This window comes from Prevotella sp. Sow4_E9_plate (assembly GCF_052116205.1).
Lineage (GTDB): Bacteria > Bacteroidota > Bacteroidia > Bacteroidales > Bacteroidaceae > Prevotella.
Map to the genome: position 1 here is coordinate 18,776 of NZ_JBQKLN010000028.1, position 20,117 is coordinate 38,892.

31 protein-coding genes are annotated in these 20,117 nt (G+C 44.0%); 1 reads left to right on the plus strand and 30 read right to left on the minus strand.

Annotated features, from left to right (window positions below):
• Positions 1-3: 3 nt before the first annotated feature.
• Together ACTQ53_RS11175 and ACTQ53_RS11180 are read right to left on the minus strand one after the other, a co-directional pair.
• On the minus strand, positions 4-1,566 hold the full coding sequence (locus ACTQ53_RS11175) for a glycoside hydrolase family 43 protein (protein ID WP_441933068.1): 1,563 nt from the start codon (positions 1,564-1,566) through the stop codon (positions 4-6).
• A 269-nt stretch (positions 1,567-1,835) separates the two neighbouring features.
• Complete coding sequence (locus ACTQ53_RS11180; protein ID WP_441933069.1) at positions 1,836-4,877, minus strand: PEP/pyruvate-binding domain-containing protein; 3,042 nt, start codon at positions 4,875-4,877, stop codon at positions 1,836-1,838.
• 99 nt (positions 4,878-4,976) lie between these two features.
• Here ACTQ53_RS11180 and ACTQ53_RS11185 point away from each other — a divergent pair, with 99 nt between their 5' ends.
• Entirely contained in the window at positions 4,977-5,570 is a 594-nt protein-coding gene (locus ACTQ53_RS11185) for a septal ring lytic transglycosylase RlpA family protein (protein WP_441933070.1), read from the plus strand.
• A 194-nt stretch (positions 5,571-5,764) separates the two neighbouring features.
• Here the strand turns inward: ACTQ53_RS11185 and ACTQ53_RS11190 are convergent, their stop codons facing one another.
• The 28 genes from ACTQ53_RS11190 to rplW form a co-directional block, all read right to left on the minus strand.
• The gene (locus tag ACTQ53_RS11190) at positions 5,765-6,688 is read right to left on the minus strand and encodes a hypothetical protein (protein ID WP_441933071.1); all 924 of its coding nucleotides are present in this window, start codon (positions 6,686-6,688) and stop codon (positions 5,765-5,767) included.
• A gap of 171 nt (positions 6,689-6,859) precedes the next feature.
• Positions 6,860-7,342: a 50S ribosomal protein L17 gene (rplQ, locus tag ACTQ53_RS11195; RefSeq protein ID WP_294969712.1), complete on the minus strand. Its 483-nt coding sequence runs from the start codon at positions 7,340-7,342 to the stop codon at positions 6,860-6,862.
• 33 nt (positions 7,343-7,375) lie between these two features.
• Positions 7,376-8,371: a DNA-directed RNA polymerase subunit alpha gene (locus ACTQ53_RS11200; RefSeq protein WP_153125320.1), complete on the minus strand. Its 996-nt coding sequence runs from the start codon at positions 8,369-8,371 to the stop codon at positions 7,376-7,378.
• Between the two features lie 12 nt (positions 8,372-8,383).
• A complete protein-coding gene (rpsD, locus tag ACTQ53_RS11205; RefSeq protein ID WP_217760887.1) occupies positions 8,384-8,989 on the minus strand; it encodes a 30S ribosomal protein S4 in 606 nt (201 codons plus the stop codon).
• 42 nt (positions 8,990-9,031) lie between these two features.
• Positions 9,032-9,421 carry a 30S ribosomal protein S11 gene (rpsK, locus tag ACTQ53_RS11210; protein WP_294969718.1) on the minus strand — a complete coding sequence of 130 codons (390 nt, stop codon included), beginning with the start codon at positions 9,419-9,421 and terminating at the stop codon, positions 9,032-9,034.
• 20 nt (positions 9,422-9,441) lie between these two features.
• Positions 9,442-9,822, minus strand: coding sequence for a 30S ribosomal protein S13 (rpsM, locus tag ACTQ53_RS11215; protein ID WP_022252022.1), 381 nt, complete (start codon positions 9,820-9,822; stop codon positions 9,442-9,444).
• A gap of 99 nt (positions 9,823-9,921) precedes the next feature.
• Entirely contained in the window at positions 9,922-10,038 is a 117-nt protein-coding gene (gene rpmJ, locus ACTQ53_RS11220; protein WP_006848814.1) for a 50S ribosomal protein L36, read from the minus strand.
• Between the two features lie 17 nt (positions 10,039-10,055).
• Entirely contained in the window at positions 10,056-10,274 is a 219-nt protein-coding gene (gene infA, locus ACTQ53_RS11225; RefSeq protein WP_006848815.1) for a translation initiation factor IF-1, read from the minus strand.
• Positions 10,275-10,276: 2 nt separating this feature from the next.
• Positions 10,277-11,077, minus strand: a complete 801-nt coding sequence (map, locus tag ACTQ53_RS11230; RefSeq protein WP_153125314.1) for a type I methionyl aminopeptidase — start codon at positions 11,075-11,077, stop codon at positions 10,277-10,279.
• Positions 11,078-11,092: 15 nt separating this feature from the next.
• Positions 11,093-12,430 carry a preprotein translocase subunit SecY gene (gene secY / locus ACTQ53_RS11235; RefSeq protein ID WP_294969724.1) on the minus strand — a complete coding sequence of 446 codons (1,338 nt, stop codon included), beginning with the start codon at positions 12,428-12,430 and terminating at the stop codon, positions 11,093-11,095.
• Positions 12,431-12,434: 4 nt separating this feature from the next.
• Complete coding sequence (rplO, locus tag ACTQ53_RS11240; RefSeq protein ID WP_294969726.1) at positions 12,435-12,881, minus strand: 50S ribosomal protein L15; 447 nt, start codon at positions 12,879-12,881, stop codon at positions 12,435-12,437.
• 26 nt (positions 12,882-12,907) lie between these two features.
• On the minus strand, positions 12,908-13,084 hold the full coding sequence (gene rpmD / locus ACTQ53_RS11245; protein ID WP_153125311.1) for a 50S ribosomal protein L30: 177 nt from the start codon (positions 13,082-13,084) through the stop codon (positions 12,908-12,910).
• Between the two features lie 16 nt (positions 13,085-13,100).
• Positions 13,101-13,613 (minus strand): 30S ribosomal protein S5, encoded by a 513-nt coding sequence (rpsE, locus tag ACTQ53_RS11250; RefSeq protein ID WP_117662536.1) that lies wholly within the window; start codon positions 13,611-13,613, stop codon positions 13,101-13,103.
• Positions 13,614-13,619: 6 nt separating this feature from the next.
• Positions 13,620-13,964, minus strand: coding sequence for a 50S ribosomal protein L18 (gene rplR / locus ACTQ53_RS11255; protein WP_022122151.1), 345 nt, complete (start codon positions 13,962-13,964; stop codon positions 13,620-13,622).
• 18 nt (positions 13,965-13,982) lie between these two features.
• Positions 13,983-14,555, minus strand: a complete 573-nt coding sequence (rplF, locus tag ACTQ53_RS11260; protein WP_153125309.1) for a 50S ribosomal protein L6 — start codon at positions 14,553-14,555, stop codon at positions 13,983-13,985.
• Between the two features lie 14 nt (positions 14,556-14,569).
• Entirely contained in the window at positions 14,570-14,965 is a 396-nt protein-coding gene (gene rpsH / locus ACTQ53_RS11265; RefSeq protein ID WP_006848822.1) for a 30S ribosomal protein S8, read from the minus strand.
• A 71-nt stretch (positions 14,966-15,036) separates the two neighbouring features.
• On the minus strand, positions 15,037-15,339 hold the full coding sequence (gene rpsN / locus ACTQ53_RS11270) for a 30S ribosomal protein S14 (protein WP_089543921.1): 303 nt from the start codon (positions 15,337-15,339) through the stop codon (positions 15,037-15,039).
• A gap of 5 nt (positions 15,340-15,344) precedes the next feature.
• Entirely contained in the window at positions 15,345-15,899 is a 555-nt protein-coding gene (rplE, locus tag ACTQ53_RS11275) for a 50S ribosomal protein L5 (protein WP_288231472.1), read from the minus strand.
• Entirely contained in the window at positions 15,899-16,216 is a 318-nt protein-coding gene (gene rplX, locus ACTQ53_RS11280) for a 50S ribosomal protein L24 (RefSeq protein WP_089543922.1), read from the minus strand. The genes rplE and rplX overlap by 1 nt, the downstream gene beginning before the upstream one ends.
• Before the next feature lie 20 nt (positions 16,217-16,236).
• Entirely contained in the window at positions 16,237-16,602 is a 366-nt protein-coding gene (gene rplN, locus ACTQ53_RS11285; protein WP_294969736.1) for a 50S ribosomal protein L14, read from the minus strand.
• Positions 16,603-16,604: 2 nt separating this feature from the next.
• Complete coding sequence (gene rpsQ, locus ACTQ53_RS11290; RefSeq protein WP_006848827.1) at positions 16,605-16,871, minus strand: 30S ribosomal protein S17; 267 nt, start codon at positions 16,869-16,871, stop codon at positions 16,605-16,607.
• Between the two features lie 2 nt (positions 16,872-16,873).
• Positions 16,874-17,068 carry a 50S ribosomal protein L29 gene (rpmC, locus tag ACTQ53_RS11295; protein WP_006848828.1) on the minus strand — a complete coding sequence of 65 codons (195 nt, stop codon included), beginning with the start codon at positions 17,066-17,068 and terminating at the stop codon, positions 16,874-16,876.
• Between the two features lie 2 nt (positions 17,069-17,070).
• Positions 17,071-17,499: a 50S ribosomal protein L16 gene (gene rplP / locus ACTQ53_RS11300; protein ID WP_006848829.1), complete on the minus strand. Its 429-nt coding sequence runs from the start codon at positions 17,497-17,499 to the stop codon at positions 17,071-17,073.
• A gap of 16 nt (positions 17,500-17,515) precedes the next feature.
• Positions 17,516-18,253 carry a 30S ribosomal protein S3 gene (gene rpsC / locus ACTQ53_RS11305; protein ID WP_153125305.1) on the minus strand — a complete coding sequence of 246 codons (738 nt, stop codon included), beginning with the start codon at positions 18,251-18,253 and terminating at the stop codon, positions 17,516-17,518.
• A 9-nt stretch (positions 18,254-18,262) separates the two neighbouring features.
• Positions 18,263-18,667: a 50S ribosomal protein L22 gene (rplV, locus tag ACTQ53_RS11310; protein WP_006848831.1), complete on the minus strand. Its 405-nt coding sequence runs from the start codon at positions 18,665-18,667 to the stop codon at positions 18,263-18,265.
• 36 nt (positions 18,668-18,703) lie between these two features.
• The gene (rpsS, locus tag ACTQ53_RS11315; protein ID WP_006848832.1) at positions 18,704-18,970 is read right to left on the minus strand and encodes a 30S ribosomal protein S19; all 267 of its coding nucleotides are present in this window, start codon (positions 18,968-18,970) and stop codon (positions 18,704-18,706) included.
• A 10-nt stretch (positions 18,971-18,980) separates the two neighbouring features.
• On the minus strand, positions 18,981-19,808 hold the full coding sequence (gene rplB / locus ACTQ53_RS11320; RefSeq protein ID WP_089543925.1) for a 50S ribosomal protein L2: 828 nt from the start codon (positions 19,806-19,808) through the stop codon (positions 18,981-18,983).
• A gap of 8 nt (positions 19,809-19,816) precedes the next feature.
• Positions 19,817-20,110, minus strand: a complete 294-nt coding sequence (rplW, locus tag ACTQ53_RS11325; RefSeq protein ID WP_006848834.1) for a 50S ribosomal protein L23 — start codon at positions 20,108-20,110, stop codon at positions 19,817-19,819.
• Positions 20,111-20,117 lie beyond the last annotated feature (7 nt).

Below are 20,117 nucleotides of genomic sequence, written 5' to 3' on the forward strand. Positions count from 1 at the left end.
TCCTTACTTTTCATCATAGTAGAAATAACCGAAATCTGCATATCCACTCTTTTCCTTACCTTCTGCAAACATGCCGAGAACTACGCCCGTAAATCCGCCGGCGACCTCTGTACTCATCAGGCTACAGTTCATGGAAGCCAACTCATGGAATCGCTTTCCATCAAGCGAATAGTCGAAGAAATACATCTCGCCATTGCTTCTGATGCGCAACTTGACCGAACCCTTGCGCAGGCGAGGCACGCTCTTCACCACATAGTCGATGCTCTTCAGCTTGCAGCGCAATGCCACCTGCTTCTGGGATACAAAAAAGTCGAGATGACCGTCGTTGATCTGATAGACAGACAGACCTGCCTCTACCTCCCCCTTCGTGACAACATCCGTCTCCAGGGAGAAGCTGGCACTCTCCTGTCGGCGTCCTACGAAGGTAGGCTGCTGATTTTCCGTCAAGGTTCCATGAGGATAAAGACGCACGAAGTACTTCTCTTCCACAGCCATCGTATCATTGCGGAGATAGTTGCCCGGAATAGGATTCTGCAATTGCACCCATTCGAAAGCTCCTGTCGCAGGCGCATCCTCGGCATCCGCTTCCAGATGCTTCTCCAGAAGGACACTTGGCAAGGTATTAGCCTTCACCAGAGTATCGATAGGCATCCCACCATTCACTACAGGCCACTCACCTTCCTTCCACTCCACAGGAGCCAGATAGGTCTCTCTACCCAAGTGATGATAAGAACCGCCATAGTTGCGGTATGCCAGGAACACCATCCACCAGTTGCCATCTCCTGCCTGTACTAAGTCGCCATGCCCCGTACCCTGAATATGCTTCGTCTGTCCCAGTCTGCTACAGTTGGTCAGTATCGGATTATTGGGATTACTCTCGTATGGACCTTCTATATTCCGGCTTCTGGCGATGGTAAGACGATGCGCCAGTTCAGTTCCACCTTCTGAGATAAGAAGATAGTAATAACCGTCCTTTTTATAAATATGTGGACCTTCCGGATAGCGGCCGCCATCGCCCTGCCATAGTTGCTTGCTTTCTGTAAGCTGTTCGCCAGTCTTTGGATTGATCTCGCAGAGCCAGATGGCATCGCCCGGATTGCTCACCATATAGCACTTGCCGTTCTCGAAATAGAGCGACGGGTCTATGCCCTGCTGCTTCAACCAAACAGGTTCGCTCCAGGGGCCACGAGGATCTGTAGCAGTAACAAAGAAGTTGCCGCCATTGCCCACATTCGTAGTTATCATATAATAGGTACCCTCGTGATAGCGAATGGTTGGGGCATAGATGCCGAGCCAAGAACTAGCCCCCTTCAAGGGAATCTGGCTTTCACGATCAAGAACGTTACCAATCTGCTGCCAATGCACCATATCCTTGCTCTGGAAGATAGGAACGCCCGGAAAATACTGGAAGGATGAGTTGACAAGATAGAAAGTATCTCCTACCCGACACACGGACGGGTCGGGATGATAACCTGGAATCACCGGATTACGATACTCCTGTGCCGAAATCGGCAGCCATGCCAGCATCAGCATCCATACAAATAAAAATAGGTTTTGTCTATTCATAAGGAATTCGTTTAAATTGGGAACAAAGGTAAGGCTTTTTGATGAGATTTCCAAACAATCCTGGTGTTTTTTATTATTTATGCTAAATAAAAATGTTTTGAGCATCAGTACAATCTCCGTTCATAGACTTTGAACGGCGGTTCAAGGTCACTGAACGGCGGTTCAAAGTCACTGAACAGAGATTCAACGTCTATGAACGAAGATTTGACCTAGAAGCAAAAACATTTATTCCCAATATCAGAAAGTTTCTACCTTAAGAGGAAACATCATCATTCCTTCGGAATCAGGACAGCTCCCTCCTGCTTCTTTCCGTCCATCAATATTCTCATCGGATGCTCAAAACGCACATGGCGCACATACTGCGTTTCTTCCACGGCAGGCATCGCATCCAAAATCTCCTTATTCACAAAGCCTCCTTCTTCGGTATTGGTGTCTACCGTGAAGTAACCCACGCCAAAAGAGGTGAGGTTCTGGAAGAAATGAGTGCCTTGGCTCGGGTCGATATTATAGTTCTTCAATGCTACTTCCACGATGACCCGGGCAGCACTGATATGCGGCCATTTGACAGGAACTCCGAGATAATGATCGCTGGAGCCCCAGCGTCCAGGTCCTATCAGCACATAGTTCTTGCCATCGGCAAGGAACTTGCGATTGATGCGTTCGATGTCATCAGCCACATAAAAGTTGTTCATCGCAGAGAAGTTATCATCATACTTCACGTAAACCACATCTACAATATCCTCGCTGATACCATGCCCCAGGGAATTGTGCGAACGGAGCAGACAGTCGGTATCCGGTATCGCCTTCACATCCTCGTCGAGCATCTCCTTGGCATCCACTATCGGACGAATCTGAAGCAGATAGAACTCACAGGTTCTGTCATTGTTGATATTGCAGGCAAACTCGATTTCCACAGGACGGCGCATCGCCTCGGAACCAAACTTCATTGACATCTGCATCAGTTCCGGTAATGGTACCACCTCATGCTGGAGCACACTGGCGAAGGTAATCAGTTTTCTGCCCGTTTCATACACTCCATCATTGATAACCTGATCGTATGGGTCGAAAGTAGAAGCTATATAGGTAAGACTCTGGTCTTCCACGGCATCCTTCACCCGAAGCTTGAGGATATTGAAGCCGTCATCTACCTTGAAATCATCACCTACATGCTTCATATCGAGGGCATAGAACTGGGTCTGCGTATCACGCAACGCCATCTCCGGTTCCGAAGTCTGCAGTACCTGATGAGGATGATAAGGACAGACGCGCAGGGTCTGACCGCCATCCACGATATACTTACCCAATCCGAGGGCAAGACTGGCTATACCTTCCTCAGCCTCCTCATCGCCGATAGGATAATAGTTGAGCGAACGGAGCACGCCACTCATCGTTGGATAGAAGCGGGTGCCATAATCCTTACCCACCACCTGCTGCAGGATAACCGCCATCTTTTCCTGGTCGATGACATTGCTGGTGGCTGTCATATACGCCTTGGAATCACGATAGAATACAGAAGCATACACGCCCTTGATGGCACATGCCAACATCTGGAGCATCTGATACTTATCCTCCAGATAAGGAATCATATAGGTGGAATAGATGCCGGCGAAAGGCTGGTAGTGCGCATCCTCAAGAAGCGAACTGGAACGGATGGCTATAGGACTCTTCGTGGCCTCGAAGAAGGTGAAGAAGTCGGCTATCAGGGAATCCGGCAACTGCGCATGCAGGAAGTGCTTCAATATCTCTTCATCGCTGGCATCGCTCAGCGCTATCGGATAAAGGTTGTTATTCATCATGAATGCATCAAAGATGTCGGTACAGAGCACCACCGTCTTCGGAATCTGCACGGTGGCATTCTCATACTGGTTGAACTCAGGATGACGCTTGATGATATTGTCGAGGAAAGCAAGGCCCCTACCCTTACCACCCAGGGATCCTTCTCCAATGCGGGCAAAGTGGGCATACTTATCAAACTTCATTCTATCAAACACGGCTACCACACCCAAATTCTTCATATGACGATATTGCACAATCGCATCAAAGATAATCTGTCTGTGAGCATCTACATCCTGAAGTTTCTCCCAGGTAACGTGCTTCAGGAAAGCCGATACCGGGAATATGGCACGGGCACAAAGCCAGCGGCTCATGTGATTGCGGCTGATATGATAGAGCATCGAATCGTTGGGGATGTTGAAGATATTATCCTGCAGCTCCTTCAGGCTTCTGATGCGCATGATTTCCTCATGGGTTTTCGGATCTCGGAAGATGAAATCGCCAAACCCCATGTGCTCCTCCATCAAACGGCGCAAGTCCACACTCATCTTCTTGGAGTTCTTGTCTACAAAGCGGAAGCCTTCTGCTTCTGCCTTGGCACGGTTATCACTCTCAGAACTCTCGAGGATAAGGGGCACAAAAGAGTCATTCTTTCTGATATAGCGGAAAAGCTGCAAACCTGCATCCGGACATTTCTCACGACCAAAGGTATCTGTGCCATACTCTGGTTTGACTTCCTGTTCAACTTCATTTCCAAAAGCTTTGGCTGCACTTTTCAACGGGAATCGGGCATCACTGATGACGCCAAGGGTGTTATTGGAATACTTATCATACAGTTTCTTCGCCTCTTCATAAGTACGAGCCAATACCACCTTCGGACGACCACGCATACGCATGGTGGCAGCATGCCGGTTCAAGGCTTCCTTGGAGAAGTTCTTACTCTGCTCCAGAATATAATTATAGAGGTTAGGCAAGATGGAGCTATAGAAGCGGATGGAATCCTCTACAAGAAGAATCATCTGTACACCAGCCTCCCGGATATCATGCTCAAGATTCATCTTATCCTCAATCAACTTGATGATGGAAAGAATCAAGTTGGTATTACCCAACCAGCAGAAGACATAATCGAAGATGCTCAAATCCTCGTTCTGCATTCGCTTGGTAATGCCATGAGAGAATGGAGTAAGAACTACACAGTGAATATTAGGAAACTTGCCCTTGATGTCACGGGCCACATCAAAGGCATCATTATCCGCATTACCTGGCATACAGATTACCAGGTCGATCACAGTTGAACGCAATACTTGCGTAGCCTCCTCCGTGGTAGAAACCTGAGTAAAAGTAGGCGGATAACGAAGGCCAAGTTCCATATACTCATTATATATCTTCTCCTCGATTCGCCCATCATCTTCAAGCATGAACGCATCATAAGGGTTAGCTACAATCAACACATTGTAGATACGACGCATCATAAGATTGACAAACGATACGTCTTTCAAGTAGAACTTATTCCACTCTTGAGGTACATTATTCTCCATTTCTATTGCTATTTATTCTGCAAAGATACTGATTTTCTGATATTTCCTTGCATTTTTCATCATTTTTTTATATATTTGCAACCAAAATATCGAGAAGTTATGAAAAGAAGATTATTAATCATAGCATTATTGAGTACATTTTTATGTATACCATGTTGCGGCCAGAAGCATCAACGTGGCAAGGCATCCTATTACTCTAAACGAGCTACAGGAGCCAGGTCAGCAAGCGGACAGAGAATCCATCACGACAACCTGACGTGTGCACACCAATATTATCCCTTCGGTACGATGCTGAAAGTTACCAACCTCAGAAATGACAAGAGTGTAATCGTAGAGGTCATCGACCGAGGACCTTTCGGAAGAGGCCGAATTATCGACCTTTCCTGGGCTGCTGCCAAGAAACTGGATATGATTTCACAGGGTGTAGCAACGGTCAAGGTGGAAAGACTGGATAACCCTGTTCCTTTCAAGCCTGAGCAAACCAAGCTCCCGAAGGTTGATTTCGAAATGGCTGAATTTGAACCTGACCATTATTTCGAAAAGAAAGAAATGGCAAGGGAGCAAGCTGAAACCAAGGTCGAGGCTAAGGAAAAAGTACAGACTAAGGAAAAAGCAAAGGAAAAGGAAAAAGCAAAGGAAAAGGAAAAAGCAAAGGAAAAGGAAAAAGCCCCTAATCATCGCCATACGCCTTGAACCAACGGTCACCGGCCTAATGGAAAAGCAAAGAACAGAAGCTCCTAGCACAAGGTACCCCCCTGGGCAAACCAGCTAAGCTCTGTGCACTCTGTAAGGGCAAAAGCTTAATATCCCCAAAAGAAAAAAAGCAAGAACTAGCATAAAAGCCGGTTCTTGTTTTTTTTTATTTTATTTTGCAACTACTATGATTCTTATCTCTTAGTGGGAATGTTAAACTCGTTGACCTTCGAGATGGATTTACCCTCATGAATGACACTCACACAGAATCTAGCCATTCCATCCTTCAACTTCTTGTCCGCTTTCACCATAGCCGTGTATCTGACACCCGAGCCAGGCAATATCTTCTCAACATGAATGCTTTGTGAAATAAAGATATGCTTGTTTCCTGTGGTTTCAAGTACAGTAGGTACAACATCATAAACCGGAAACTTGCCGCGGTTGACAATCTCAAATATCACCTTGCAGATCTCATTCCTATTCAAACAATTATCCTCGTTGGAATCAACGAATCGGGCATTCACAATCTCTAGGGTTGTAGAATAAGAAAGACGGGCGCCAAGCTCCTCTACGGTAGCAGTTGGCATCGAAGTAGTCGGCTTCTGGGCACTATAATCTCCGGTATAGTCCTTTCCCTGAAAATCATATAAACGATCGTCTCCTCCATTATTGGAATCGAAAATCTCTGGGTTATCTATTACAGGAGCATTGCTATAATCGCTTCCGGATCTGCTATAATCAGTAGAAGGAATACTATAGTCATAAACTTCATTCCCCCCATAATGTGAAGAGCGGTTGCCACTAGGGTTTGTAGGATATCGGCGTGACGAACCCGGATAATCCGAGCGTCTTTCTATCCTATCCTGCCGATAAGCAGCATCACGATCAGCCTGCGCTTTATCAGCCTGGCTTCCTATAACAGCACCTATGGCTGCTCCTCCAGCCATACCGATGATAGTTCCCATATCTGATCCCCAAGGACCACCAGACAAACCACCGATGGCAGACCCTAAGATTGAACCAATGGAACCTCCGGCATAAGCTCCACTGCCTGTATATGTATCGCAGCTACTCAACACCAAGGAAGAGCAAAGCATCAAAAATATCATCTTTTTCATATCATATCTTTTTAAATTCTTCTGCAAAAATACAACTATTTAGTTGAATATTCAAGCCAGAATCCCTAAATAACCTTAGGGATTCCCCTAAAACAAAGAAAACAGTATTCGCAAAAAAAAGCGCCTCTGTCTAACGACAGAAGCGCTATATATAGTGAGATCTTTTGTAACTTATTCAGCTGCAGCCTCCTCAGTTGCAGGTGCCTCAGTTGCAGGAGCCTCCTCAGCCTTTGTTGCCTTGCGACTACGGCGAGTCTTCTTAGCAGCCTTAGGAGTCTTAGCCATGTTCTCATCAAAGTCAACGAGCTCGATGAAAGCAATCTCAGCTGCGTCACCCTGACGGGTACCCAACTTGATTACGCGAGTGTAACCACCAGGACGGTTAGCTACCTTCTCAGCTACCTCACCGAAGAGAGCCTTAACGGCATACTTGTTCTGAAGATAACGGAAAACAACACGACGTGATGTAGTTGTATCATTCTTTGAACGAGTGATTAATGGCTCAACATACTTCTTAAGAGCCTTTGCCTTTGCGAGGGTCGTAGTGATTCTTTTGTGCTCGCTCAAAATAAGAGATGAAGCCATGTTAGCCAACATCGCGTTACGATGAGAAGCAGTACGACCTAAATGGTTGAATTTTTTATTGTGTCTCATTTTAATTTTTGTTCTTTTTGGACAAAGGATGCATTAAGCATCCTTGTCTAATTTATACTTTGAAATATCAGTTCCAAAAGACAGATTCAGACTCTCGAGCAAATCATCAAGCTCTGAGAGCGATTTCTTACCGAAGTTGCGGAACTTCAAGAGGTCAGTCTTATTATACTGTACCAAATCACCAAGTGTCTCAACATCAGCTGCCTTCAAGCAGTTTAGAGCACGAACGCTGAGGTTCATGTCTACGAGACGAGTCTTAAGTAACTGGCGCATATGAAGAACTTCTTCATCAAACTCTTGATTGTTCTCCTGATCTGGGCTTTCAAGAGTGATCTTCTCATCAGAGAAAAGCATGAAATGATAAATAAGAATCTTCGCAGCCTCTTTCAGTGCATCCTTAGGACTAATGGAACCATCTGTCGTAACCTCAAGAACGAGCTTATCATAATCGGTCTTTTGCTCAACACGATAAGGTTCAACTGCGTACTTTACATTACGAATAGGGGTGTAGATGGAATCGATTGGGAGAACGTTAACATCTGTGCAGAATTGACGATTCTCATCAGCAGGAACGTAACCACGACCCTTGTTAATAGTCAAATCGATCTGCATCGAAGCTTTGGCATCTAAATGACAAATCACCAAATCAGGGTTTAACACTTCAAATCCAGTCAGATACTTACCAATGTCACCAGCTTTGAATTCTGTAGAATTCTCAACGGTGATACTAACTTTCTCATTCTCGAATTCTTCTACTACTTGCTTGAATCGAACTTGTTTGAGATTCAAGATAATGTTGGTAACATCTTCCTTCACACCAGGAACTGAAGAGAACTCGTGCTCAACACCCGCAATACGGATGGTGTTCACTGCGTAACCCTCCAATGATGAAAGGAGAATGCGGCGCAAGGCGTTACCAATGGTCACGCCAAAGCCAGGCTCCAAAGGACGGAATTCAAATTTTCCGAACTGGTTATCAGCCTCCAGCATTACTACTTTATCAGGTTTTTGAAATGCTAATATCGCCATTAATTTAATGATTTATTTAGAGTACAACTCAACGATTAACTGCTCCTTGATATTCTCTGGAATGTCAGCACGCTCTGGCTTGTGCAAGAACTTGCCGCTCTTTGAATTATCATCCCACTCGATCCATGGGTACTTGCTATGGTTGAAACCTGCAAGTGCTGCTTCAATAACTTCGAGAGACTTAGACTTCTCACGAACAGCAACAACCATACCTGGCTTAACTGCAAATGAAGGGATATTAACTACCTTGCCATCAACAGTGATGTGCTTGTGACCAACCAACTGACGTGCAGCAGCACGAGTAGGAGCGATACCAAGACGGAACACCACATTATCGAGACGGCACTCAAGGCTCTGAAGAAGAACCTCACCAGTAATACCTTCAGCCTTTGCTGCCTTCTCAAACATATTACGGAACTGACGCTCTAATACACCGTAAGTGTACTTAGCCTTCTGCTTCTCTGCCAACATGACACCGTACTCAGACATCTTGCGACGACGGTTGTTGCCATGCTGTCCAGGAGGGAAGTTTCTCTTGGACAAAACTTTGTCTGCGCCGAAGATTGGCTCACCAAAACGACGCGCAATTTTAGATTTCGGACCTATATATCTAGCCATAATATTAATAAAATGCTATATTGTTTGTATCAATGAATGCTATTATACACGACGACGCTTTGGAGGGCGACACCCGTTGTGTGGTAATGGAGTAACGTCTACAATCTCAGTAACCTCGATACCTGCACCGTGTACGGCACGGATAGCAGACTCACGACCGTTACCTGGACCCTTAACGTACGCCTTAACCTTGCGAAGACCAAGATCAAAAGCTACCTTAGCACAATCCTCAGCTGCCATCTGAGCAGCATATGGAGTATTCTTCTTAGAACCACGGAAACCCATCTTACCAGCAGAAGACCAAGAGATAACCTGACCCTCGTTATTAGCAAGAGATACAATAATGTTGTTAAATGAGCTATGTACGTGAAGCTGACCCAATGCGTCAACACGTACGTTTCTCTTCTTAGATGTTGCTTTTTGCTTTGCCATAATTAATTTCCTCCTTAGAATTACTTAGTAGCCTTCTTCTTATTAGCAACAGTCTTCTTCTTACCCTTGCGAGTACGAGCATTATTCTTGGTGCTCTGACCGCGAACAGGAAGACCATTACGATGTCTAACTCCACGATAGCAACCAATATCCATCAGTCGCTTAATGTTCATTTGGATCTCAGAACGGAGATCACCTTCAACCTTGAACTCAGCGCCGATAATTTCACGGATCTTGGCTGCCTGATCGTCAGACCACTCGCTGACTTTCAGGTCACGGCTTACACCTGCCTTATCCAATATCTTTGCTGAACTACTTCGACCAATACCGTAGATATAGGTCAATGCGATTTCGCCACGCTTATTCTGGGGCAAATCTACTCCAACAATTCTTATTGCCATTGTTTAATAAAAAATTAATAAATTAATACCTTTGCGTTAAAAGCGGTGCAAAAGTACAACTTTTTTTTTTAACAGCCATACTTTTACAGAACTTTAACATTAACCCTGACGCAATTTCATCTTAGGGTTCTTCTTGTTGATAACGAAGAGACGACCCTTACGACGTACAATTTTGCAATCAGCTGAACGCTTCTTCAATGATGCTCTTGTCTTCATAACCTTATATGTGATAATTATTTGTATCTAAAAACAATTCTACCCTTTGTCAAGTCATATGGACTCATTTCCACCTTAACTTTATCACCAGGTAAAATCTTAATGTAATGCATTCTCATCTTACCAGAGATGTGGGCAGTAATGTCGACACCATTCTCTAATTCAACGCGGAACATCGCATTTGATAATGCCTCTACAATTGTTCCATCTTGCTCAATAGCGGCCTGTTTTGCCATAATTAAAAATTTTGTCCTTCTAAATGTTCAACTTCTACGAATGAAGATAAAATTTCAGCTTTACCTTTTCGAACAACAATAGTATGCTCGTAATGAGCAGCCGGTTGACGATCTCTAGTAACTATACTCCATTTATCTGGTAGCATACCAATTTGACGGTCGCCCATAGTTATCATCGGCTCGATGGCTAAGCACATGCCTTCCTTTAACAAAATACCAGAGCCCCTACTACCATAATTACGTACCGGAGGATCCTCATGCATATCCTTGCCAATGCCATGACCTGTTAACTCCCGCACAACTCCATAGCCATATTGTTGACAATGGCTCTGTACAGCGTAACCAATATCACCCAAATGTTTTCCTACTACAGCCTGTTCGATACCTAGATATAAAGATTCTTTAGTCACCTTAAGAAGTTGCTTAACATCAGAAGATATTTCTCCAACGGCAAAAGTATAACAACTATCTCCATTGAAGCCATTCAAAAGAGTTCCACAGTCGATGGAAATGATATCACCATCATTGAGAACGTCCTTTTCACTAGGAATGCCATGTACAACCACATCATTGATAGATGTACATATACTAGCGGGAAAAGGCTCTCCATATGGATTAGGAAAATTCTTAAACGTTGGAATTGCCCCGTGATCACGGATAAACTCCTCTGCTATCCTATCCAAATGGAGAGTCGTTACACCTGGTTTTATATGTTTACCTAATTCAACAAGTGTTTTACCAACTAACTGGTTAGCTTGTCGCATCAGGTTAATTTCATCCTCTGTCTTCAGAAATATCTTCATTTCAAAAGATAAAGATTAATATGCTGCAACACCACCCTGACGAGTATGACCAGAATTGAGAAGGCCATCATAGTGGCGCATAAGCAAATGACTTTCGATCTGCTGTAAAGTATCAATAACGACACCTACCAAAATCAACAGAGAAGTACCTCCGAAGAATTGTGAGAAGGCCTGCTGCACATCGAGAAGTCCTGCAAGAGCAGGCATAATCGCAATAAATGCAATAAATAATGAACCTGGTAAAGTAATACGAGACATTACGGTATCAATGTACTCAGCTGTATCCTTTCCTGGTTTAACACCTGGAATGAAACCATTATTGCGTTTCATATCCTCTGCCATCTGGGTAGGATTCAATGTAATCGCAGTATAGAAGTATGTAAATGCAATAACCAAGATTACATAAACAACATTGTAAAGCAAACTACGATTATCCATCAACTGCTGAACAACGCTACTAGCATTCTCAGACTGATAGCGAACTATAGCCAATGGAATAAACATCAAAGCCTGAGCAAAGATGATAGGCATTACGTTAGCAGCAAAAAGCTTCAAAGGAATGTACTGACGTGCACCACCATACTGCTTATTACCAACCAAACGCTTAGCGTATTGAACAGGGATTTTACGTGTTCCCTGCACCAAAAGAATTGAAGCACAGACAACAGCATAAAGAATCAGAATCTCTACGATAAACATAATCAAACCACCAGCGGAGATAGCCTGCAAACGCGAAGTAACCTCTTGAACGAATGCCTGAGGCAAACGTGCGATGATACCAATCATAATAATCAGAGAGATACCATTTCCAACACCCTTATCAGTGATACGCTCACCAAGCCAAAGGATGAACATACTTCCTGCTGCAAGAATGATAGTAGCTGGAATCATAAAGACTGTCCAGCTAATACCAGTTGCAAGAGCATTAGCAGCCTGCATCTTCAAATTCAAGAGGTAACTAGGAGCCTGAAAGACCAGAATGGCTACAGTCAGGACTCTAGTATACCATTGTATTTTCTTGCGGCCGCTCTCGCCCTCTCGCTGCATCTTCTGGAAATAAGGTACAGCGACAGCAAGAAGCTGCATTACAATTGAAGCTGAGATATAAGGCATAATTCCCAATGCGAAGATAGACGCATTAGAAAATGCACCACCAGAGAACATGTCCAAAAGCGACATAAGACCGCCAGAGGTCTGCGACTGTAATTTTTCCAACATGCTCGGATTAATGCCAGGAAGCACCACAAACGAGCCAAAACGGTAAATAGCCGTAAACAGAAGAGTGATGAGGAGTCTCTGACGGAGATCCTCTATCTTCCAACAGTTCTTTAGTGTCTCAATAAACTTTTTCATTTACTTAGATTATAGTTGCGTTACCACCTACTGCCTTGATTGCTTCTTCGGCAGTCTTTGAGAAAGCATTAGCTTCAACTTCCAATTTTGCTTTAAGTTCACCGTTACCGAGAACCTTAACGAGCTCCTTACCATTGGTAAGAGCAGCAGCCTTAAGTTCCTCAATACCGATCTTTGTAAGGTTCTTTGCTTCAGCAAGAGCCTGAAGAGTTGAAAGGTTTACTGCGAAGTACTCCTTATGGTTGATATTCTTGAATCCAGCCTTTGGAACACGACGCTGCAATGGCATCTGACCACCTTCGAAACCAATCTTTCTCTTATAACCAGAACGAGCCTTGGCACCCTTGTGACCACGTGTAGAAGTACCACCGAGACCAGAACCTGGACCACGACCAATACGACGACGTGAATGGGTAGAACCTGCAGCAGGTTTCAAATTATTTAATTTCATAATCGTTCCTAATTTATAAAGATTAATTAATCAACTACACTTACGAGGTGATGAACCTTACGGATCATACCACGGTTGCTAGGAGTATCCTCTACTTCAACAACCTGAGAAATCTTGTGGAGACCAAGACAAGCGAGTGTACGCTTCTGATCTACTGGAGCACCGATTTTACTCTTAATCTGCTTGACTTTAATTGTTGCCATATTCGATATTTCCTAATTAACCGTTAAATACTTTATCCATACTGATACCACGCTCACCTGCCACTGTGTATGCATCACGCATCTCAGCAAGAGCAGCAATAGTAGCCTTTACAAGGTTGTGGGCATTTGAAGAACCCTTAGACTTTGCAATGACATCCTTGATACCAACGCTCTCAAGAACAGCACGCATAGCACCACCGGCCTTCAAACCTGTACCGGCAGCAGCTGGCTTAATGAGAACCTTTGCACCACCGAATGCAGTCTCAACCTCGTGAGGAACTGTACCCTTGAGTACAGGAACCTTAACCAAGTTCTTCTTTGCAGCCTCAGTGCCCTTAGCGATAGCAGCTGTAACCTCACCTGCCTTACCAAGACCGTAGCCGATTACGCCATTACCGTCACCAACAACGACGATAGCAGCGAATGTGAAAGTACGACCACCCTTAGTAACCTTAGTTACACGGTTGATAGCAACCAAGCGATCCTTAAGTACTTCTTCGTTATTTACTTTTACTTTATCCATTGCCATAATCGTTTAAAATTTAAGACCACCGTTACGAGCACCCTCAGCCAACTGCTTAACGCGACCATGGTAAAGATAACCATTACGGTCGAAAACTACTGCCTCAACGCCAGCAGCCTTTGCCTTCTCAGCAATGAGCTCGCCAACCTTAGTTGCCTGCTCCTGCTTAGGCATCTTCTCCAAACCAAGTGAAGAAGCTGATGCAAGTGTAGTGCCTGTCAAATCGTTAATAACCTGAGCGTAAATCTGCTTGTTAGAGCGGAATACACTAAGACGTGGACGCTCAGCTGTACCGTTCACACTCTTACGAATGCGGAACTTTATCTTAATTCGTCTTTCTACTTTCTTTGTTGTCATAATCGTGAATAATTAAAATTACTTAGCTGAAGCACTCTTACCAGACTTTCTGCGAATAACTTCACCCTTAAAGAGAATACCCTTACCCTTATAAGGCTCAGGCTTGCGGAAAGAACGAATTTTTGCACAAACGAGTCCCAACAACTGCTTGTCACATGACTCCAATGTCAAGATTGGGTTCTGGTTTCTTTCAGACTTAGTCTCAACCTTAATCTCCTTAGGCAACTGGATGAAAATAGGGTGAGTGTAACCCAAAGCAAACTCAATAAGGTTGCCCTGGTTAGAAACACGATAACCAACACCTACCAATTCCAAAACCTTTGTATAACCAGCGCTAACACCAACAACCATGTTGTGGACGAGAGAGCGATACAAACCGTGGAAAGCCTGCTTCTGCTTAACATTTACAGGACTATTTTCATCGATTTCAAAGCTAATATGACCATCTGCATTGATAAACTTGATAGATGGATCAATCCACTGAGAAAGTTCACCCTTAGGGCCCTTTACTGTACAAACGTGTGAATCGTTGTCATAGTTTACAGTAACACCTGCAGGGATACTAATTGGCAATTTTCCTATTCTAGACATATAAAAGCCTCCAATTAATAAATATAGCAAAGAACCTCGCCACCGATCTTAAGATCAGAAGCCTCTTTGTCTGTCATTACACCTTTGGATGTAGATAAGATTGCGATACCTAATCCGTTAATAACTCTAGGCATGTCCTTGTAACCAGTGTACTTACGCAAACCTGGAGTAGACACGCGCTTCAAACACTTGATAGCGTTTTGCTTTGTAGTTGGGTTGTACTTCAAGGCAACCTTGATTGAGCCCTGAGGACCATCCTCTACAAACTTGTAGTTGAGGATGTAACCTTTCTCGAAGAGGATCTTTGTAATCTCTTTCTTCAAGTTAGACGCAGGAACTTCAACAACACGGTGATGTGCCATGATTGCGTTTCTGAGTCTTGTCAGATAATCTGCTATTGGATCTGTCATAAAATATAAATGTTTAATTAATCGGGACTACCCCGACAATATTAAATAAAAAAATTCTTTGCCTTTAAAGATTACCAGCTAGCCTTCTTTACACCAGGAATCAAACCAGCAGAAGCCATCTCACGGAACTGGATACGAGAAAGACCAAACTGGCGGATATAACCCTTAGGACGACCAGTGATCTTGCAACGGTTGTGAAGACGGATAGGGTTTGCATTCTTTGGAATAGCCTGAAGCTTACGAGCTGCCTCGTATGCTTCGGCTGGATCATTAGAAGTTGCAATAATCTTTTTCAGAGCTTCGCGCTTTTCAGCGTAACGAGCTACAAGCTTTGCACGCTTAATCTCGCGAGCTTTCATTGATTCTTTTGCCATATCTCTTAATCTTTATTTGCGTTCTTGAATGGAAGACCGAAAGCCTTCAAAAGAGCAAAACCTTCCTCGTCTGTCTTAGCAGTTGTTACGAAGGTAATGTTCATACCCTGAATACGATCAATCTCATCGATATTGATCTCTGGGAAGATGATCTGCTCTGTGATACCCAATGTGTAGTTACCACGACCATCAAACTTGCTCTCAATACCCTTGAAGTCGCGGATACGAGGAAGAGAAACACGAACGAGTTTCTCCAAGAACTCGTACATACGCTCACGACGCAATGTTACCATAACACCGATAGGCATCTTCTTACGAAGCTTGAAGTTTGCGATATCCTTCTTAGAATATGTAGCAACAGCCTTCTGACCGGTGATAGCAGTAATCTCATTGATAGCTACGTCAACAAGCTTCTTGTCCTGAGTAGCGTCACCGAGACCCTGGTTGATGACAATCTTCTTCAATACTGGAATCTCCATAGCAGAAGAATAGTTGAACTGCTTCTGAAGAGCTGGTGCGATTGTCTCCTTATATACTTTCTTTAACTGTGCTGTATCCATTACTTGATTTCCTCCCCTGACTTTTTAGCGATGCGAACAACGTTTTTACCCTCATGCTTGATAGCAACGCGAGTAGCCTTGCCACTCTTAGGATCGATCAAACTCAAATTTGAGATATGAATAGGAGCCTCCTGCTTTACGATGCCTCCCTGAGGATTCTGAGCAGATGGCTTAGTGCTCTTAGATACCATGTGCACACCCTCAACGATGGCACGGTTCTCGTCAACGAGGACCTTGAGCACCTTACCTGTCTTGCCCTTATCAGCACCGGCAATAACGATAACGGTATCGTCTTTCTTAATATGTAACTTACTCATTACTTTTTACTTTTTTAATATTAAAGAACCTCAGGTGCCAAAGAAACGACTTTCATATTAACTGCACGAAGCTCACGAGCAACAGGACCGAAGATACGGCTACCACGAAGCTCACCTGCATTGTTGAGCAATACACAAGCGTTATCGTCGAAACGGATATATGAACCGTCAGGACGACGAATCTCCTTCTTTGTGCGAACAATCAAAGCCTTTGATACTGCACCCTTCTTCAAATCACTTGATGGCATAACGTTCTTGACAGCAACGACAATTACGTCACCAACACTTGCGTAACGACGGCCTGTACCACCGAGAACTCGAATGCAGAGAGCCTCGCGAGCGCCGCTGTTATCACATACTGTAAGTCTTGATTCAGTCTGTATCATAATTACTTAGCTTTTTCTACGATTTGTACTAATCTCCATCTCTTTGTCTTAGACAGAGGACGAGTTTCCATGATCATAACTGTATCACCTACGTTAGCCTCATTGTTCTCGTCATGCGCATGGTACTTCTTTGTCTTCTGGACAAACTTACCATAAATAGGGTGCATCTCCTTGAACTTAGCTGCAATAACAATGGTTTTATCCATCTTGTTGCTGATAACAACACCCTGTCTTACTTTTCTTAAATTTCTTGTTTCCATCTGGACCATTATTATTTGTTAAGTTCTCTCTGACGAAGTTCAGTTTTCATACGTGCGATATCACGACGAGCAACCTTAATCTCTGATGGATTCTCAAGTGGAGTAACATTGTGGTTGATCTTCTTCTTGTTCAAAGCGTCAACAGCTGCCTCCAACTTCTCAACCAATTCCTTGGTCTCGATATTTTTAATTTCTGCAATCTTCATAATTAAGCGTTTTTATCGTAATCACGTCTAACAATAAACTTAGTCTTCACTGGAAGTTTCTGAGCACAAAGGCGAAGGCCTTCTTTAGCGATATCGAAACTTACACCCTCTACTTCGAAGAGAATACGACCTGGTGTAACAGGTGCAACCCATCCTGCTGGATCACCCTTACCTTTACCCATTCGGACATCTGCAGGCTTACGAGTGATTGGCTTATCAGGGAAAATTCGGATCCAGACCTGACCCTGACGGTTCATGTAGCGGTTCAATGCCACACGAGCTGCCTCAATCTGACGGCTATCGATCCACTTTGACTCAAGAGTCTTGATGCCGAAAGAACCGAATGCCAATTGTGTACCTCTGTGAGCGTTGCCTTTGTTGCCACGACCATCTTGAGGTCTTCTATATTTTACTCTTTTTGGCTGTAACATGATAGCTTTCTAAAATTTAACGGTTATTGTTTCTTTTACGATTACCACCACGGTTGTTAGAGCGACCGTTTCCACGGTTGTTATTGTTGCTCTTGTTGTCCTGAGCGAAATTTGGAGTAAGATCAGCCTTACCATAAACCTCACCACGGCAAATCCAAACCTTGATGCCAAGCAAACCTACCTTAGTAAGAGCCTCGCACTGGCAATAGTCGATGTCTGCACGGAAAGTGTGAAGAGGAGTACGACCCTCTTTGTACATCTCCTTACGTGCCATTTCAGCACCGTTCAGACGACCTGTAATCTGAATCTTGATACCCTCAGCACCAGCACGCATGGTGTTAGCAACTGCCATCTTGATAGCGCGACGATAAGCAATCATGTGCTCAATCTGGCTCGCGATGTTCTTACCAACGATGGTAGCATCAAGCTCAGGCTTCTTAACCTCGAAGATGTTGATTTGAATCTCCTTCTTGTAGAGCTTCTTCAACTCTTCCTTCAACTTATCTACATCCTGACCACCTTTACCAATGACAATACCTGGACGGGCTGTGCAAATAGTAATGGTAACAAGTTTCAATGTACGTTCGATAACGATACGAGAAACACTTGCCTTAGCAAGGCGCTCGTTAAGATACTTACGGATTTTCTGATCCTCTACGAGGTTGTCACCGAAGTTCTTACCACCGAACCAATTTGAATCCCAACCACGGATAACACCAAGTCGGTTACTAATCGGATTAACTTTCTGTCCCATTCTACTTAATTATTTTTCGTCATTAGTTTTTGCATCAACAAAGAGAGTTACATGGTTAGAACGCTTACGGATTCTATAACCACGACCCTGTGGTGCAGGTCTCATACGTTTCATTGTAACGCCTTCGTCAACGAAGACCTTACTGATATAAAGCTCACCGTCTTCAGCCTTGCGATTATTCTTTGCTTCCCAGTTAGCGATAGCTGAACGAAGTAATTTCTCAACGTCAGCAGATGCCTGCTTCTTAGAGAAGCGAAGTACTCCGAGTGCACGGTTTACCTCCATACCACGAATCATGTCTACAACGTAGCGCATCTTACGTGGAGAAGAAGGAACGCCTACCAACTTAGCGAAGTACAAGTTTTTACGGGCTTCTTTCAATTTCTCAGCCGCAATATGTTTTCTTGCTCCCATTATTTACTTAAATTTTTAAATGGTTTAACCCTTAGCTTACTTTCTGTTACCAGAGTGACCGCCAAAGCGACGTGTTGGAGCGAACTCTCCAAGCTTGTGGCCAACCATATTCTCTGTAACATAAACAGGGATAAATTTATTACCGTTATGAACTGCAACAGTATGTCCTACGAAATCAGGAGATATCATTGAAGCTCTAGCCCATGTCTTAACAACATTCTTCTTGCCACTCTCGTTCATAGCGAGAATCTTCTTCTCGAGAGAAACGTTGATGTATGGACCCTTTTTAAGTGAACGACTCATAATTTACTCTTTATTTTTTGTTAGCTCTTTCGATAATATACTTGTTAGAAAGCTTCTTAGGTGCGCGAGTCTTAAGACCCTTAGCGTACAAGCCCTTACGTGAACGTGGATGACCACCACTCTGGCGACCTTCACCACCACCCATTGGGTGATCAACAGGGTTCATAACAACACCACGGTTGTGTGGACGACGACCCAACCAGCGTGAACGACCAGCCTTACCAGACTGCTCAAGAGCATGGTCAGAGTTACCAACACTACCAACTGTAGCCTTACAAGCACTCAAAATCTGGCGAGTTTCACCAGAAGGGAGCTTAATTACACAATAACTGCCCTCACGAGAAGTCAACTGAGCAAAATTACCAGCCGAACGAACCAACAAAGCACCCTGACCAGGACGCAACTCGATGTTGTGGATCACTGTACCTACAGGGATGTTTGCCAATGGAAGACAGTTACCGATTTCAGGAGCAGCCTCTGCACCTGACATCAAAGTAGCGCCTACCTGAAGTCCGTTAGGAGCAATAATGTAACGTTTTTCACCATCAGCGTAGTAAAGCAAAGCGATACGAGCCGAACGGTTTGGATCGTACTCGATTGTCTTAACAACTGCTGGAACACCATCTTTCTCACGTTTGAAGTCGATTAAACGATACTTCTGCTTATGACCACCGCCAATGTAGCGAACGGTCATCTTACCGGTGTTGTTTCGACCGCCGGTAGAACGCTTACCGTAAACGAGAGACTTCTCTGGCACGGATGCAGTAATATCCTCGAACGTGCCAATAACCTTGTGTCTTTGACCCGGAGTAACCGGTTTTAATTTACGTACTGCCATTTTTTATTTTAAATATTGCTGTAAAAATCAATTGTATCGCCCTCCTTAAGAGTAACGATTGCCTTCTTGAACGCATTCTTCTGACCCTTAACAAGACCTGCCTTTGTGTAACGAGCAGAGCGCTTGCCAGCGTAGCGAATAGTGTTCACGTCAACTACTGTAACATTATACAGACTCTCAACTTCCTTCTTAATCTCGAGCTTATTAGCCTCAGGACGAACAACGAAGCCATAGCGGTTAGGCTGCTTGTCTGTAATCTTGGTCATCTTCTCAGTAACCAATGGTTTGATAATAAATGCCATATTCTAA